Annotated in this window: 14 protein-coding genes and 1 pseudogene; 5 read left to right on the forward strand and 10 right to left on the reverse strand. The window is 38.2% G+C overall.

Annotated elements, in window-relative coordinates:
• Positions 1 to 125: 125 nt before the first annotated feature.
• From ACVIJU_RS17490 to ACVIJU_RS17505, 4 genes and pseudogenes are all read right to left on the reverse strand, one after another.
• Entirely contained in the window at positions 126 to 356 is a 231-nt protein-coding gene (locus ACVIJU_RS17490; RefSeq protein WP_063389185.1) for a CsbA family protein, read from the reverse strand.
• 362 nt (positions 357 to 718) lie between these two features.
• Complete coding sequence (locus ACVIJU_RS17495) at positions 719 to 1012, reverse strand: hypothetical protein (protein ID WP_144597336.1); 294 nt, start codon at positions 1010 to 1012, stop codon at positions 719 to 721.
• A gap of 485 nt (positions 1013 to 1497) precedes the next feature.
• A pseudogene (locus tag ACVIJU_RS17500) lies at positions 1498 to 2386 on the reverse strand (ROK family protein).
• A gap of 146 nt (positions 2387 to 2532) precedes the next feature.
• Complete coding sequence (locus tag ACVIJU_RS17505; RefSeq protein ID WP_456687811.1) at positions 2533 to 4611, reverse strand: heavy metal translocating P-type ATPase; 2079 nt, start codon at positions 4609 to 4611, stop codon at positions 2533 to 2535.
• A 214-nt stretch (positions 4612 to 4825) separates the two neighbouring features.
• Between ACVIJU_RS17505 and ACVIJU_RS17510 the strand changes: the two genes are divergently transcribed.
• The 5 genes from ACVIJU_RS17510 to ACVIJU_RS17530 all read left to right on the forward strand — a co-directional run bounded on the left by ACVIJU_RS17510 (position 4826) and on the right by ACVIJU_RS17530 (position 9285).
• On the forward strand, positions 4826 to 5146 hold the full coding sequence (locus tag ACVIJU_RS17510) for a PadR family transcriptional regulator (protein ID WP_063389188.1): 321 nt from the start codon (positions 4826 to 4828) through the stop codon (positions 5144 to 5146).
• 1 nt (position 5147) lies between these two features.
• Complete coding sequence (gene chrA, locus ACVIJU_RS17515; RefSeq protein WP_456687812.1) at positions 5148 to 6320, forward strand: chromate efflux transporter; 1173 nt, start codon at positions 5148 to 5150, stop codon at positions 6318 to 6320.
• A 662-nt stretch (positions 6321 to 6982) separates the two neighbouring features.
• A complete protein-coding gene (locus ACVIJU_RS17520; RefSeq protein ID WP_063389190.1) occupies positions 6983 to 7291 on the forward strand; it encodes an ArsR/SmtB family transcription factor in 309 nt (102 codons plus the stop codon).
• Positions 7292 to 7305: 14 nt separating this feature from the next.
• The gene (locus tag ACVIJU_RS17525; RefSeq protein ID WP_456687813.1) at positions 7306 to 8217 is read left to right on the forward strand and encodes a cation diffusion facilitator family transporter; all 912 of its coding nucleotides are present in this window, start codon (positions 7306 to 7308) and stop codon (positions 8215 to 8217) included.
• Positions 8218 to 8238: 21 nt separating this feature from the next.
• Positions 8239 to 9285, forward strand: a complete 1047-nt coding sequence (locus ACVIJU_RS17530) for a flavin-containing monooxygenase (protein WP_456687814.1) — start codon at positions 8239 to 8241, stop codon at positions 9283 to 9285.
• A 309-nt stretch (positions 9286 to 9594) separates the two neighbouring features.
• Here ACVIJU_RS17530 and ACVIJU_RS17535 read toward each other — a convergent pair whose 3' ends face one another.
• The 6 genes from ACVIJU_RS17535 to cccB form a co-directional block, all read right to left on the reverse strand.
• Positions 9595 to 10785: a PDZ domain-containing protein gene (locus tag ACVIJU_RS17535; protein WP_066249828.1), complete on the reverse strand. Its 1191-nt coding sequence runs from the start codon at positions 10783 to 10785 to the stop codon at positions 9595 to 9597.
• Positions 10786 to 11348: 563 nt separating this feature from the next.
• Positions 11349 to 12794 carry a S41 family peptidase gene (locus ACVIJU_RS17540; protein WP_456687815.1) on the reverse strand — a complete coding sequence of 482 codons (1446 nt, stop codon included), beginning with the start codon at positions 12792 to 12794 and terminating at the stop codon, positions 11349 to 11351.
• 502 nt (positions 12795 to 13296) lie between these two features.
• Positions 13297 to 14583, reverse strand: a complete 1287-nt coding sequence (locus ACVIJU_RS17545) for a murein hydrolase activator EnvC family protein (RefSeq protein ID WP_063389195.1) — start codon at positions 14581 to 14583, stop codon at positions 13297 to 13299.
• Between the two features lie 72 nt (positions 14584 to 14655).
• Complete coding sequence (gene ftsX, locus ACVIJU_RS17550; RefSeq protein ID WP_063389196.1) at positions 14656 to 15546, reverse strand: permease-like cell division protein FtsX; 891 nt, start codon at positions 15544 to 15546, stop codon at positions 14656 to 14658.
• Positions 15539 to 16225, reverse strand: a complete 687-nt coding sequence (ftsE, locus tag ACVIJU_RS17555; protein WP_063389197.1) for a cell division ATP-binding protein FtsE — start codon at positions 16223 to 16225, stop codon at positions 15539 to 15541. The genes ftsX and ftsE overlap by 8 nt, the downstream gene beginning before the upstream one ends.
• A 315-nt stretch (positions 16226 to 16540) precedes the next feature.
• Entirely contained in the window at positions 16541 to 16873 is a 333-nt protein-coding gene (cccB, locus tag ACVIJU_RS17560) for a cytochrome c551 (protein ID WP_063389198.1), read from the reverse strand.
• Positions 16874 to 16940 lie beyond the last annotated feature (67 nt).

Here is a 16940-nt window from a genome sequence, read left to right on the forward strand (position 1 = left end):
GGAACATCCTCCAATTCAGAAACTTATATTTTATTTTAACATATAATCAGGCTGAATCACCAAAAATACGAACTGACGTTTGATTTTCATAGACAATAAAAACCTGTCAATCGTGTTGAACAGGTTTAAGTAGATGTTTTCTTATCCTTTTTCATGCTTCTGGCAGCGATAAAACCAGCTGCTAAGCTGGCTACATCCAAAATGGCGATATAAATAGTATCCATATGACCTGCAAAATAAGAGGCAATTAATAAACCAGCTGTCAACAATGTCCCAACGACATGACTATATGTAACTCTTGTGAAAAATAAGACAAGCAAAAAAGGGGCGAATGCGGCAAACACAAGCTTGATCATAAAAAAACCTCTTTTCGTCAACGGTTATACATTTATTATATTGAAGCCCTCAAAAAGCTTTCAAGCAAAACCACAAAAGAGAAGGGAAAAATAAGCCAATGCAAAGAATAAAAAATAATGCGATGTATAGCGGTCAGAAAAACTAGGATACAGGGGAAATAGTTGAAATCGATGAAGTCAAAATAAACGAATAGAAATAGCTTTATGATTATATTTAAATGCAATAATGAAGCTCATAGGCTAAAAAATTCGCCTTTATGAAAGCAACTTTTATACTATATTTACTTTTTTCTTACGGTCACCCCCTAAGCATATAAAAAAGCATCCAATAGTCGCCTTTTTTCACTATTGGATACTCTTTCTTAATCTTGAGATAGATAAAACAAATGATCTAAATTTACATATGAAATATCGTATTCAGAATTTACTGCATGTAATATTTTTTGATAATCTTCCACCTTAAGATCTAGTGGTAGATTTTCAAACAATTCTCCATTTACATGAAAATCCAGTATTAATGCACAAAAATCTTTACCATCAACTAAATCCATTGCAAACTCTCTAAAAATATCTGCATCTTCTTCATTTAACTGTTCATCTGACAATACATAGATTTTTATTACATTTTGAAATTGTTGAATATCCTCTTCATTCATGTATTCATAAAGGTCTTCTTAATCCCCGATAATAAGATATCCCATAGACATACTGTTTTTAAATAATAAATAAATTTCTAAATCCCTGAGTCTAATTTGTCTTTTTTAAGATATATAATTTAATTGATTCTCCCTCTAAATGTAGAGATGTTTAATAATTATTTAAAGATTAAAAAATATTTTTCAATATTCGTTTTGTTTCAGGATATACATTGCAATACTCCTGAACTCCACTTATCAAAAAATGAATAATTCCAGCCACCTAAACTTAATCATCTCAGCTGTAACATAAAGAGCTGTTAGGTCACCGAGCAATATCTTGGATCAATTCTCTTTAGCATTAGTTTTAGCTTTATCTAATTCTTTTTGGTTCTTAACTGCATTCTTGAAAGCTTCCTTTTCTTGTACACATTTTTGTATGCCTGATTTTATTTTATGGCTTGGGTTATCTGTAACGATTATTTGCCGATAAATGTTCTTGAGCTTTATTTTTGATTATTCTCCAAAAACGCCTCATATGCTAAACCGATTGCTCCGCAAAGTCCCGCATTATCCCCTAATCCGGGCGGAACAATATAATCTGCAATCTTTTCTAGCACCACTTCATGGCGAACATAACCGTTTAATAAAGCTTGAACATTTTGATGTATAAGGGGGAACAATTGCTTTTGTTTGGCGACTCCGCCGCCAATTATTATTTTTTTAGGCGATAAAACGAGTATAAGGTTGGCAATTCCTTGTGCAATATAGTACCGCTTCCAAATCCCATACTTTCTCATTTTTTTCTAATTCTTGCCCCTTTTTTCCCCAGCGTTTTTCTATTGCTGGACCGGATGCCATTCCTTCCAAACAATCTTTGTGATACGGACAATTGCCGGCAAACGAATCTTCAGGATGGCGCCGAACAAGCATATGCCCCATTTCCGGATGGATTAGCCCGTGTACTAGATGTCCTTCAGAGATGGCACCGACTCCGATCCCGGTACCGATCGTCATATAAATGCAGCTATTCAGACCTTTCGCAGCCCCCCATTTCATTTCCCCCAGCGCTGCTGCATTGACGTCGGTATCAAAGCCAATTGGAATAGGGAATTCTTTTTTTATCGCTCCGACAAGATTTATATTCGCCCACTGTAGCTTCGGAGTAGATGTTATGTATCCGAATGTTTCGCTTGTGCGATCTAAATCAATCGGACCGAATGAGCCAATTCCAAGCGCTTTAATATCTTTATCCCGAAAAAATTTGACCACTTGTTCAAGCACTTCATCAGGCGTTGTCGTCGGAAAAGAAGTCCGCTCGATGATATTTCCGTTTTCATCTCCAATTCCACAGACAAATTTTGTTCCGCCCGCTTCAATTGCACCTAAAAGCATGCACAATTCCTCCCATGATTTTGTCCAAAATGTTATGTCCAATTTTTCATTAGCGGCAGGTTGTCAAATTAATAAGATTATAATAAATGTCATATGTTTATGGAAGAGAAATATTAAAAAATGCAAGAAAAAAAGGCGATCAGCCATTAGCTGAAAGCCTCATTTAGAAGTTTTTTATTTCGTTCCCATAAAATCGTTAAACTAATGAGGGTCACTAAAACAGTCGCCCCCATATCAGACAGAATGGCTATCCAAAGCGTAAGCCAGCCTGGAATCGTCAGCAGCAGTGCAGCGGCTTTTAAACCTAGAGCAATCCCGATGTTTAACTTGATGATTCTGTTCACTTTTTTGGCGGTTGAAATAGCTTCAGGCAGCTTCCCTAAATGATCTTGCATTAAAACGATATCAGCCGTTTCAATTGCGCTGTCTGTTCCTTTTCCCATTGCAATGCCTAAATCAGCAGCTGCGAGCGCAGGCGCATCATTGATACCATCTCCGATCATTGCCGTTTTTCCTGAGAGAGACAGCTCTTTTACCTTTTCCACCTTTTCTTCCGGCAGAAGGTTTGCAAAATATTCGCTTAAACCAACCTTTTTCGCCACTTTTTCAGCAGTTTTTTCGTGGTCTCCTGTCAACATGACAGTCCTCTTCACACCTGTTCGGTGAAGCATGCGGATCACCTGGCTGCTTTCCTGTCGAATTTCATCCGCTATACCGACCATACCGAGAACGTTTTTGTCATCTGAAACCAAAACGATTGTTAGTCCTTCCTGTTTAAAGGCCTTTATGTCTTCCTTTACATTTTCGCTGAGCGAAAGATGTTGAATCGTTTTTTCATTGCCGACACGGTATTCCTTCCCGTCTATCTCCGCTTTTATTCCCTCACCTGATGTTGCAACAACGGAGCGAGCCTCCAAAAGGGAAACGTTTAACTCATCTATTTTTTTCATAATGGCTTTAGCGATCGGATGAGTAGAGGATTTTTCAATTGATCCGATGATGCTCCAAAAAGAAGGATCATATTCTACAAACTTCTCTACATAAGGCTCCCCTTTTGTCAGTGTTCCTGTTTTATCAAAAGCTATTATTCCAATTTTCCCTAATTGCTCTAAATAAACCCCGCCTTTTACAAGAATGCCTTTGCGTGCATTTCTCGTGATTCCTGAAACGATAGCAATGGGAGAGGATAAAACTAATGCACATGGACAGCCTACAATTAACACTGCCAATCCTTGATATAAAGATGTTCTCCAATCAACTCCTAAGAAAAGCGGCGGAATAAAAATAACGACAAGAGAGATAAGCATGATCAAAGGAGTATAATATTTCGCAAACTTATTAATGAATTGCTCAGTCGGCGTTTTTGTTTCCTGCGCTTCTTCAACTAAATGCAAAATTTTCGCTAGAGACGATTCTTCATAAGGCTTTGTTATCCGAACTTTCAAAATTCCTTCATTATTAATGCTTCCGCCAAACACTTCATCTTTTGCTTCCTTTTCAACAGGGAGAGATTCTCCAGTAATGGCCGCTTCATTAACTGAGCTTTTCCCTTCCACCACTATCCCATCCGATGGAATTTTTTCACCGGCTTTGACAAGAACAATATCCCCTGCCTTGATGTCATGAATGGAAACTTTCTTTTCCTGGCCATTTATAACAATCGTAGCTTCATTCGGCGCAACTTCTAAAAGCGATTCGATAGAACGACGGGCCTTTTCCATTCCCAAGCCCTCTAAATATTCGTTCACTCCAAATAAAATGGCAACAACAGCACCTTCCTTCCACTCTCCAATGCCAAAAGCCCCAATCAAAGCAATTGTCATAAGGGTGTCAATGTTAAATTTCAATCGAACGAGGTTTTTGGCCCCTTTCAAAAATGTTTTATATCCGCTGATCACCGTAGCAATTATATACATTGTAACAGAGGCGGATGGTGATAATGTTTTTTCGAACACAACAGCAGCTATAAAAGCTAAAACCGAGAGCAAAACGAGCCACAATAAATAAGAATGTGTATCTTCATGTTTATTTTCTTCCTCAATATAGGCCCCATCCGATGCTAAAATTTTTTTGACTTTAGCAATATTAATTTCTTCATTGACATACAGTTTGCTAGATTGAAAATTTAATTTTGCATTTTCCCCATATTCAAGCTTTTGGATTTCTTCTTCCAGATTCTTTGCGCAATTTGCACAAGACAATCCCTTTACCCGATACTGAATCATTCTCTAATCCTCCAATGAAATAGAGTACACATTGCAGTATACAGTATATGTGTTTATATGAATAAGTGTTCATATTTTATATGTCCATTTTATGAAAAGGCAATTCAATTGTCAAATATTTTCGTAAATATAATTTTGACATGTACATATGAATAACCTTACAATATTAATGTTATCGAAATTCGATATCGATTCTCAAAATGGGGGGGTAAAAATGGAAGATAAAGTGTTGCGCAAGCTTTTTCTCGGTTTTATACATATTCATATTTTACATCATGCAAGCGAACATCCTATATTCGGCTTGTGGATGCTTGAGGAACTGAAAAGTCATGGCTACAACATAAGTGCAGGGACTCTTTATCCGATTCTCCACGCAATGGAAAAGGACGGACTGTTAGAAAAAACAGAACAAAATGTAGAAGGAAAAATACGAAAATATTATACAACTACACAGAAAGGGAAAGCCGTTCTGAAAGAAGCCCGGACGAAAGCGTACGAGCTTTTTAAAGAAATACATAATGAAGGTGGGGGATAACATGAAGGAATCAAAATGGAAAACGCTGTTCGAGATATTTGCCATTTCCACAAAGCTTGGATTGACCTCATTTGGGGGACCAATCGCCCATTTAGGATATTTTCATGAAGAATATATTCGGAGAAGAAAATGGTTGGATGAAAAGAGCTATGCAGATTTGGTTGCTTTATGCCATTTTTTACCCGGACCTGCCAGCAGCCAAGCCGGGATCGGCATCGGTCTCATGCGGGGAGGAATATTAGGCGGACTTTGCGCCTTTATCGGCTTTACGTTTCCGTCTGCAATCGCACTGATGATCTTTGCTCTTATTCTTAAAGAGTTACATATTGTTGATGCCGGCTGGATTCACGGCTTAAAGATTGTTGCTGCTGTTGTAGTCGCCCATGCTGTTATTGGAATGGCACAAAAACTTGCCCCTGACCTATGGAGAAAAGCCATCGCATTAGGCGCGCTAGTCGTTACTTTATTATGGCAACATGCTTTTTCCCAAGTTGTCGTCATGTTGCTAGCGGCTTTTATTGGATTTTTATTATATAAAAAAGTAGAAGAAGACACCCAGACTTCGTTGCAGGTGCCGATTTCAACACGATTTGCCGCAAGCTGTTTATTGTTATTTTTCGGGCTTCTCCTTTTCCTTCCTTTATTAAAAGTGTGGACTTCTTCTTACTGGATCGGCTTGTTCGACAGCTTTTACCGCTCTGGATCTCTCGTATTTGGGGGAGGACATGTGGTGCTCCCGCTGCTTGAACAGGAATTTGTTCCAACAGGAATGTTAACAGAAAAAGAATTTTTGGCTGGTTACGGAGCAGCACAGGCAGTTCCTGGTCCTTTGTTTACATTTGCTTCTTATATTGGGACGGTCATGAATGGATGGGCTGGGGGATTCGTTGCAACTTGCGCCATCTTTCTTCCGGCAATTCTGCTCATTTTTGGTACGTTACCGTTTTGGGGAAAGCTTCGAAGCAATTCAAAGATTAATGGTGCGTTAATGGGCATACAAGCTGCTGTCGTCGGAATTTTAATTGCCGCTTTTTATGATCCGATCTGGATAAGCTCCATTAATCGTCCGATTGATTTTGCTTTTGCTGCAATTTTATTCAGTATGCTCGCTTATTGGAAGATAGCTCCATGGATCATCGTCTTAACGGGCGCCATTGGCGGCTTGTTCTTGTAAAACTAGATCTGCTGACACAAAGATCCTTCAGGTTTCATTTTATATGATCCCTCTTATGTAGACCTGTCTACCATAAGAGGGATTCCTTTACGGCTAAACCGGACAAAGTATGCCCTTTTCCGACATTTTTTGATCTGGCAGAAGCTGCTATTCATGCCCGGCTTCACCTGTTCCTGTATGAAGGCTAGCCGACAGCGTGAATTAACCAAGTTAACGTTTAGGCAAGGCTGTTCAAGAACGAGAGGTTATCTTCTGCTAGTCAATGATTAAAATAAACATATTGAAATGCTCAATTTCCATGCTTGGCAGCTTCTCAAAAAGATAACTGAATCGACTTCTCAATGATTGCTCGCAAGTACCCTGAAATGTCTTTATACGATCAATTTAGAACATTCTCTCCAGCTGCAATCTACTTTGAAGCAATCATCTTTTAAAAACTGCTTCATTTATCTCATTGCTAATGTCACTTTTAAAGAGCTCTTAGATTTCTTAAGCCCACTGAAAATGCCTCAGAACTAGTTGACCGTATTTCCAATCTGAAAGGTTCCCTCCTCATTATGTACTGTTAAACAGATTTCCTAAACTTGACAAAAAACAGAATGCAAAATATAATAAAATATGAACATATGCTCATATATAATAAAAGAACGAGGGAATTATGAATGAAGACGGAAGATCATTCTTTCTTAAAACCTGAAACAATTGAACATATATCGCAAATATTTAAGGTGTTAGCCGATCCTACTCGAATTAAAATTCTTTATTTGTTATCACAAGAAGAGTGCAGCGTAAATCATATTGCCGAAGTGTTGGAAATGTCTCAATCAGCAGTTTCCCATCAGCTTAGTATATTGCGAAATCTTAGACTTATTAAGTATCGCCGTGAAGGAAAAACACTGATTTACTCCTGTAATGACGAACACGTTTTTTCATTATTAAAACAAGCCATTGATCATTCTGAACATCAGTAAGGAGGCATTTGGCCATGAACAGCCATCACCACTCTCACGACCATCACGACTTTAACAGGGAAAACAATAAAAAAGGACTTATAATTGCATTGCTCATTACTGTTGGAATTTTGCTGTTAGAGTTTTTCGGGGGGTTAATGACAAACAGTCTGGCCCTTCTTTCTGACTCTGGACATATGCTTAGTGACGCCAGTTCGCTTGCTCTTAGCCTAATTGCTATATGGTTTGCGGCCAAACCAGCCTCCCCAAATAAAACGTATGGCTTTTATCGTTTTGAAATTTTAGCCGCTTTGTTTAATGGAGTTACCTTATTTGTTATCGCTGGATTTATCATTTGGGAAGCTGTTCAGCGTTTTTTCAATCCGCCGACTGTAGCAAGCGGCTCGATGATGTTGATTGCGTCTATTGGTCTTTTTGCTAATCTTTTAAGTGCCTGGGTGTTAATGAGAAAAGGTGATGTGAAACATAATGTCAATGTTCGCAGCGCTTATCTTCACGTTATCGGCGATGCATTAGGCTCTGTCGGAGCCATTGCAGCCGGATTCATCATGTGGCTCTTTGGCTGGTATATAGCAGACCCTATTATTTCCATTTTAGTTGCTTTATTAATATTAAAAGGCGCTTGGGGAGTTTTGAAGCATAGCATACACATTTTGATGGAAGGAACGCCCGTTACCATTGATCAAAATGAAGTGAAGAAAGCCTTAAAAAATATTGAAGGTGTGAAGGATGTTCACGACCTGCATATTTGGACGATTACATCAGGTTTAGACTCACTAAGCTGCCATATTTTAATTGAAGATCATCAAGACAGTCAAAAGGTGTTACAAGCTGCCATTCACATGATTGAAGAAAAATTTAAGATTTTGCATACAACCATTCAAATTGAAACCTCTCAAATCCATCATGGAAAAATGAAAGTCTAGCTTTTTTCGGAGTTGATTGAAATGGGACAAAATGTTGATGTTCTTGTAATCGGTGCTGGCCAAGCAGGATTAGCGATGGGGTATTATCTAAAGCAACACGATATATTATTTGCCATTGTCGGCAAGGAAAATCGAATCGGAGATGTTTGGAGAAATCGTTACGATTCTTTAGTGCTTTTTACCCCTCGATCGTTTAGCTCCTTGCCAGGAATGGTCTTAAAGGGTGACCCGAACGGATATCCAACTAAGGATGAAATAGCCGATTATTTAGAGGATTATGCTCAAAAATTCGAATTGCCTATTCATCTGAATACAGAAGTCATTTCTCTTCAAAAAGAAAATGAGATTTTTAAAGTGACAACCAACCATAGGAGATATATGGCAAATAAAGTGGTTATAGCAACAGGGCCTTTTCAAAAGCCTTATCTTCCACCATTTGCCGAAAGCTTATACGATCAAGTGTATCAAGTGCATACATCCGGCTATTTGAATCCATCTCAATTGCAAGATGGCTCTGTTTTAGTAGTCGGTGCAGGAAATTCTGGAGCGCAAATTGCAGTTGAATTGTCCGAAGACAGAGAAGTTTATTTATCAGTAGGTCATAAAATGAGATTTCTCCCCCTTGAAATTATGGGGAAAAGTATTTTCTGGTGGTTTCAAAAAATAGGTTTATTAGACGTCCATATCAACAGCCCGTTAGGCAGGTTGATCAGTAAACAAAGCGATCCTATTTTCGGTAAAGAGCTGAAACATTTACTACAAGAAGGCAAAATAAAAATGAAGCCTAAAACAGAGAGTGTTTCAGGAGATGTTATCTCTTTTGCAGATAACAGTCAAATTCAAGTTCAAAATGTCATTTGGGCAACCGGATTTTATTTTGATTACAGCTGGATACAAATTCCTAATGTTTTAGATCATAGAGGAAAGCCCGTTCACCAACGAGGGGTTACTCCTGTGAAAGGATTGTACTTCTTAGGATTGCCTTGGCAATATCGGAGAGGCTCCGCTCTTATCGGAGGGGTGGGCGCCGATGCAGAGTACTTGATAAATGATATTTTAAACCATTGAAGGTGCTTGCAATGTTTAGCTAAAGTTTTTCTAGCCGCGGCTATTTTCATGATTAGACATATTTACTGAAAGGCTTCAAATATCATTGAACAATGTCAGTTCCTTTGTACAATGATTTCTCGAGCTGCTAGCTATAACATTTTTTGACGTAAAAAACCACTTAGCCAATCATTGACTAAGTGGTTTGATGTGATAGAGAAAATATACCTTTATCGTTCCGGAAAAAAAATGAAACTCATTCCGAAGAATTATGGCCTATTCCTAAAAATTATGTCGCTATTCCGGTTGATTATGAACCATTCATACCGGTTAAGAGGCTTCTGACTTCCACTTCTCATCTTGCACAAAGAGCAAGCCGAGTTCATGATGCTCCCCTTCGTATAAGGCGCGTTGGACAAAACGGATTTCTTTGTTATGTCCTAGTACCTCCAACTTACAATGCGTCCTGCTTATCTGCAGCGCTTCGTAAAATTCGTACGTTGTTTTTACATTTTTTCCATTCACCTTTGTTATAACTTCTCCCGCTTTTATTCCCATTTTCTCTCCCGGGGATTGAGGAAGCGTGCCTAATACGACCAGTCCATAATCTTGTTTCGAGAAATAAAAAGCGGCCGAATTATCATTCATCCTTTGTTTTACAGTTATTAATCCCTTTCCTATCAATGCTAGAGCCGCGGCAACAAACGACAGAAATGGAGCCCACAACGAAGCAGCAGCAACAACAAGAGAAATAATTCCAAGAATCGAAATGCGCCGGCCTGTTACTTGAATGCTTTCCTTTGGCAAAGACCCTTGAATTCTTTGATAAAAACCGACAAAATACGGAATCATCACGAGCATAAATGGTTCACCATTTAAAGAAATAATTGGCCACCAAGAAAAAGGAGATTCCAATGAACCGCCTGGAACTAAAAGCATTAACGGAATCATCCATGTTCTGTTCGCTACATGATTCCCAATCGGCATTCCTCTCTTGCTTTTTATGATAAATGGGGATGTATGGTAATGTGCTGTTCGATAGATGAGAATCCCTTCACAAATAAGCAAAAAGCTCAAAAATAGCGACAAGACGCTGTAGTTTGTTTTATCAAGGCTCACAAAAAATTCATCGATCCAAGGAGATTGATCTGCCACTCCATTTAATAAAGCTGTTAAAAAAATCGTTCCGCCCAATGAGATACTTGATGACAAAAAACGCGGCTGAAAAGTTAAACTAACAGCCAGCAGCCAAATAGTCAATAAAACGAGTGTTCCGAATGGAATCCACAGTCCTAGAAGCATGAAAAGAACAGAAAGGATAAGGCCAGCGATAATTCCCTTCGTATAAGTAAAACGAATATCGTCAAACACATCATATACGCGCACATGAAAAGATTTTCGTTCTCTTCTAACCCGCCAATATCCATTTAAAAAGGAAAAAATGAGAAAGAAATACAAAAGCGGATGCAAGAAAAAACGGCCTATGCTGAAAAGCAATTCTAAAAGCCATTGTCCAACCAAACGGCCCACCCCTTTTACGAATCATATGAGACTTTCCTCTATTTTATCAAATCTTTTAAAAAAGAAGCTAGAACGTCATATAAAAAACTGGAAATAGGTAAAAAGGCCGATTGACCAAATTCATGGAGCAGCGGCTTTTTTGGCTTCATACCGCTTTTTTCTAAAAAGCTGAATGAATCAGACTTGCAGCAAATTGATCAAAAAATTGAGCAAGGAAACAGCCACTTAACAATGCCGCTCTGTCACTTCCCGATGATTTAAAAGAAAACGCAGCCTTATTGTCATAAAGCTGCGTCCATCCTCTGTATGCATAAATAATTGTAAATTTCACTACGATATGAAAGCAGAAATTTTCTCAACTGAAAAGCCTGCACAAGGAAGCGAAATCTCATTTAGAGGCTGTCCATAAAGTGAAATCCCTATTGAAAACAAAAAATCATGAACATCGATATATCAACGTTTCTAAAACATTAAAGGGGCGTCAATAAGCCGTAAAAACGACTTATTATTAGACAGCCCCTTAAACAAAATGCAACAGAAAAGCTGCCGTATTTTTTCAATACTTAAGAAGATCGTGCTAATAGTGAAATGGCAGTTTGCAGCTGCAAGTCATTTTGTTTTGAACGAGTTTCTTTTGTGATCAATTCATTCATTTTTATAGCTGTTTTTTGATCCACTTTCCCCGTCACGGATAAACCGTTCATTTTTTGAAACGCCTTTACAGCCAGCTCGGTTTCTGCACTGAAATAACCGTCTTTTCTCCCAGGATCATAACCTAATCCTGATAATAATATTTGTGCAATGCGAACTTGTTCATTATTCATCTCTTTTTTTAATGGCTGTAAAATATCGAGCGGTCCAGCTTTAAAATAATCCGGCTGCGATATTTTTACCGTTGGTTCCACACCTTTTTCATGAATCCAATTTCCTTTAGGAGTCAACCATTTGTATAACGTCAGCTTTATGTTGCTTCCATCATCCAGCGGTATTGTTTGCTGAACTGTTCCCTTTCCAAAGGATTTTTCGCCGACAATGGCATACCCTCCTGCTTCTTTCAATGCAGCTGCCAAAATTTCCGAAGCAGATGCGCTGCCGTTGTCAATTAAGACTGCAATAGGATAATGCTTCTTTTCTTTTAATGTTGAATAATACATCTCCCTTTTTCCGTCTCTCTTTTCTATTTGAATATATGGTGCATGATTAGGGACGAGCTGCTGCAAAATTTGCTCTACAGCCTGCAAGTACCCCCCCGGATTGCCGCGAACATCGATGACTAGACCGTTAATTTTCTTTTTTTCTAACATTTTTAGCTTTTGTTTAAAGTCATCAGCTGTCCTTTCAGAAAATGAAGTAATATGCAAGACGCCTAACCGCTTGTCATTTTTATTGATTTCGGAGCTGAACACTGTTTCAATCGGAATCTCATCCCGCTTTACTTCAAAAAACAATAAATCTTTACTTCCAGGGCGGCGTATCGTAAGTTTGACGGTTGTTCCTTTTTCTCCTCTGATTTTCAGTACTGCGTCATGAAGATCTGAACTGGAAACTGTTTTACCATCAATTTTCACAATTTCATCATTTGGTTTTAAGCCCGCTTTTTCCGCCGGCGAATTTTTAAATGGTGAAATAATGGTTATTTTGCCGTTGTTCATCCCGATTTCGGCACCGATTCCTTCAAATGAAGAATCAAGGGACTCTGTAAATTGTCTAACAGTTTCCTTATCCATATAGACTGAGTATGGATCGCCTAAAGAAGATAGCATCCCTTGAATGGCACCTTCTAGGAGACGTTTTTTGTCGACTGGATGGACATATTTTTCAGAAATTAATTCATACGTTTTTATAAATTTCTCCAATCCTGGAATGGTTTCATCTGAACTTTGCGCAGATGCAGCAATTGTTTTATTTTCCAGCGATTCATTATTTTCAGCATGACCGTGCACATCCAAAACGATGATGGAACTGGTCACTATCCAAAACACTGTAATCAATTTTATTATTTGTTTCATATGTTTTTGCCTTCCTTTCCAACAATCCGAATTATTTATAGCGTATGCAAAGCTTGTACAAATCATGTGCGGATTACAGGAAAAGGAAAAGCAATTCAAAAAAACTTAATATACCGCCCTTTGACAAGAATTTGACCGCTTCTAGCCAGGTTCCATCAAGAAAACAGAAAAATCAGCCAACGATCATCTTTGCTTTGAAAATGGGTAAGGTGTTTTGTTCTCATAAAAACGCTTTCCTTTTCTTTTAGTCAAGCAAACTGCCTACACCGGCATAATCATACGGGAGGAGTAACTATATTTTTTGTAATTATCTATCACTACATGAAAAAGAATTATTGTGAAAATCAATCCATTGAAGCTTGATGTAATCTCCCGTTTCCTCTATTTTTTGCATCGATGAAACACGATCAGAAGAAAACTGTTTTGCAATTTATAAAAAAAATAACAATGCACAACAAACTCTTCTTCCCTAAAGAGCTTATTGTGCATTGTTAATAAATTTTTATGGAAGAACGCTTAAAGGATTGATCGCGCTGGATTTGCCTCGCCATGTTCCGTTATGTACTTCAAAATGCAAGTGCTGCCCTGTTGATCTTCCTGTATTTCCCATATATCCAATAAACTGACCTTGGCTCACTTTTTGACCACTTGAAACGTTAATGCTTCTCAAATGCCCGTAAAGTGTAGTATACGTTTTACCGTTAATATTATGGATGATCATAATAACATTGCCGTAGCCGCTCATTTGTCCAGCATAACTAACCGTGCCGCCAGCAGAAGCGTAAACTGGAACCGTTCCCCGTTTCGCAATATCAATTCCTGCATGGAATCTGCCCCATCTCATACCCATTTTAGAGGTAAGAACACCTGAAGCCGGCCAGATAAAAGATCCGCTTCCTGCAGCTGATGATACAGATGGTTCTGGTGAAGATCCGCCATCGCTTGAAGCAGCAGCTTTATCGCTTGATTTAGAAGCAGATTGTGAAGCTTGAGCCTGTCTAGTCTTTTCTTCTTCTAGTCTTTTTAAATATTCTTGCTGCTGTTGTTCAATCATTTTTTGCTGCTTTGCCAGCATAGCATCTTGATGTACCAAATCTTCTAATTGATCCATTGCCTGGCCATGTTCCGCTTCCAATTGCCCTAACAATTTATCTTTTTCATCAATTTGCTTATCTAGCTCTTGTTTCAATGAAGCCAATTCAGATAAAGCTTCTTCCAAAGAGGACAGCTGTTTGTTTAATTTAGCCTCCGCTTCCTCTTTCAGTTTCATATCTCTTTCATGCTCTTCAATAATTTTTTGATCCGCATCAACGATCGTTGTAACAGCGCTTATACGAGTTACAAAATCATTGAAGCTTTTCGCACCTAAGATAACGTCGAGATAGCTGATTGTACCTCCGGCTTCCTGCAAGGATTTTGCCCGTTCTTTTAACAGTTCATTCCGCTTTTCAATCCGTTTTTTTACTTCAGCAATTTGTTTTTTCAACTGTTCAATTTCAGTTTTAGTTTTCTTGATTTCATTCTCTTTCTCTTCGATTTTTTCACCAGTATCCAGCAATTTTTCATCTAACTTTTTAATCTCTTGATTAAGTTGATTTTGTTTTGTCTCTAATTCTTTTACTTCACTTTTCTTGCTCTCTATATTCGATTGAACATTGGACCGCTCATTTTGAATTCTTGCTTTTTTCTCCTCAAAGGATGACGCATAAGCGCTTTTGCTCAGCGGTACAAATACCCCGCTTGTCCCCAATATAGCTGTAAGACTTAATGTCACTATTCTCTTTTTCACAATCCGGTTCCTCCTCTTAATTCATGTTTTCAATCAATTCGATCTGGTATGATAAGAGCTGCCTAAGACAAACTACACTTTCAAAAACTTTCGAACAGACATTAAGCTTCCCCATATGCCGATTAAGACGCCGATTAACAATAAGATAGCCGATATTTGAAAAACAAAAGGAGAAAATGGCAACAACTCAACAAAAGAACCTTGAATATAAGGAACGGCAATATTTACTAAGCTATTGTAGCTGACAACTAAAACTGTAATTGGTATGACAGCTCCCAGCGCTCCTAAAAACAAACCTTCTAAAAAGAACGGCCAGCGTATAAACCAGTTTGTTGCACCAACAAGTTTCATAATTTCTATTTCTCGTCTGCGGGCAAATATAGTGATTTTTATAGTGTTTGAGATTAAAAACATCGCAGTAAACACAAGTCCGATAATCAAGACTATGCCGATATTTCTTGAAACGTTGACAACTTCAAACAATTTTTCCACAGTTTCTTCTGCATATTGAACATTTTCGACATAGCGCATTTTTTTAATTTCTTCCGCTACAACTGGAGTATCTTCGGGAACTTTCGTTTTGACGATGAAAACATCGTTTAAAGGATTATCCTGTTCAAATAGCTTGAATGACTCTCCTTTTTCACCGAAGCTTTTAATTAATTTTTCCAGCTCCTGGTCTTTGGAAGAAAATTGGACATTCTCTACTTTTTCTAGATTTTTCAATTTCGATTCAAGTTGGTTTTGAGCGTTTTGATCTGCTGTCCTGTCAATTAGCACGGTTATTTCAACATCTTCTTCAATGTTGCTGGCAATATTATTTAAATTCATCATAATAACCAAAAACGTGCCGACCAAAAGAAGGGTCACTGTTACGGCTGATATAGAGGCTACGGACATCCAAGCGTTTCGCCCAAGACTTTTTACCGCCTCCCGCAAATGACGACCGAGAGTTTTATTCATAAAGACCATACTCCCCTCTCGCCTCATCGCGTACAATTTTGCCGTCCTCAATCGTGATAACCCGCTTTCGAATCGTGTTCACGATCACTTTATTGTGGGTGGCCATTAACACCGTTGTGCCCCGATTGTTGATTTCCTCTAGCAATCTCATAATCTCCCAAGAGGTTTCAGGGTCCAAATTCCCTGTCGGCTCGTCTGCTATTATAACAGGCGGATTGTTTACTATGGATCTAGCAATTGATACGCGCTGCTGTTCACCGCCAGACAATTCGTCAGGGAAGGAACGGGCCTTATGCTTCAATTGCACAAGATCAAGCACATTTAATACTTTCTTTTTAATGTTCTTCGGATTTTCCCCGATCACTTCCAATGCGAAGGCAACATTCTCATAAACAGTCAATTTCGGCAATAATTTAAAATCTTGAAAGACAACCCCGATATTTCTCCGCAAATACGGCACTTCTTTTTCTTTTAGGTTTTCTAGTTGTATACCGTTTATGACAATACTGCCTTTTGTAGGCTTTTCTTCCCGATACATCAATTTGATAAATGTCGATTTTCCAGCACCGCTAGGACCTACGATGTATACAAATTCGCCTTGATTGATTTTTATTGAAATACCGTTAATGGCCAAAACACCATTCGAATAGGTTTTATAAACATCCTTCATTTCGATCATGCTATCACCTGAAGTCATTGAATTATTTCAGTACTTAGTCAAAAAAAATTTTTATAACTTGAAACTAATGTTATTTTCTATTCGTCTATTAATTATGAAGCAGAAAACAAATCTTACATCCTTCCCACAAAAAACATTATAACATCATTTTTCGTCAAAAATAGACTTTTTCATATTACATTTTTGTTTCAATATCATATTTCGAGGGAAAATTTTTAAAATTCTTGTAAAAAAAACTACAAAATTTTCTATTATCTGCTATTTTTTTCTATAGCATAAAAAAGCGAGGGTGATCATGTCCCCTCGCTTCTTATGTTACTTTTGTCCTGCAAGCCACTCAGCGACAACATCTGCTTCGCTATCGTTCAATAAACCTTTTGGCATAGCGCCTTTGCCGTTTAAAATAATATCTTTTATTTCATCTTTGCTATACTTGCTTCCAACTTTCTGTAAACTCGGACCGGAAGCACCTTCAAGATTTTGTCCATGGCAGCTTGTACAATTTTGTTTTATCAGATCTTCTGCAGATGCAGTATTCTCAGCTTGATCTGTTCCGCCATTTGTTCCGCTTTCTTGGTCATTCCCGCCGCCCCCGCATGCAGCTAATACGAGTGAAAGACCAAATACTAAGATCAAGAACTTTTTCACTGCGAAATCCCCCTTCGCCAATTAGTCTCGAAGATATTATAACCTAATTATTGAGGTTTCAATCTGA

Source organism: Aeribacillus sp. SP014, from assembly GCF_054055575.1.

Bases quoted from the DNA above. Each gene is read 5' to 3' on its own strand.
- ACVIJU_RS17490 (WP_063389185.1), bottom strand. From the start codon at position 356: ATGATCAAGCTTGTGTTTGCCGCATTCGCCCCTTTTTTGCTTGTCTTA.
- ACVIJU_RS17495 (WP_144597336.1), bottom strand. From the start codon at position 1,012: ATGAATGAAGAGGATATTCAACAATTTCAAAATGTAATAAAAATCTAT.
- ACVIJU_RS17505 (WP_456687811.1), bottom strand. From the start codon at position 4,611: ATGATTCAGTATCGGGTAAAGGGATTGTCTTGTGCAAATTGCGCAAAG.
- ACVIJU_RS17510 (WP_063389188.1), top strand. From the start codon at position 4,826: ATGGAAGATAAAGTGTTGCGCAAGCTTTTTCTCGGTTTTATACATATT.
- chrA (WP_456687812.1), top strand. From the start codon at position 5,148: ATGAAGGAATCAAAATGGAAAACGCTGTTCGAGATATTTGCCATTTCC.
- ACVIJU_RS17520 (WP_063389190.1), top strand. From the start codon at position 6,983: ATGAAGACGGAAGATCATTCTTTCTTAAAACCTGAAACAATTGAACAT.
- ACVIJU_RS17525 (WP_456687813.1), top strand. From the start codon at position 7,306: ATGAACAGCCATCACCACTCTCACGACCATCACGACTTTAACAGGGAA.
- ACVIJU_RS17530 (WP_456687814.1), top strand. From the start codon at position 8,239: ATGGGACAAAATGTTGATGTTCTTGTAATCGGTGCTGGCCAAGCAGGA.
- ACVIJU_RS17540 (WP_456687815.1), bottom strand. From the start codon at position 12,794: ATGAAACAAATAATAAAATTGATTACAGTGTTTTGGATAGTGACCAGT.
- ftsX (WP_063389196.1), bottom strand. From the start codon at position 15,546: ATGAATAAAACTCTCGGTCGTCATTTGCGGGAGGCGGTAAAAAGTCTT.
- ftsE (WP_063389197.1), bottom strand. From the start codon at position 16,225: ATGATCGAAATGAAGGATGTTTATAAAACCTATTCGAATGGTGTTTTG.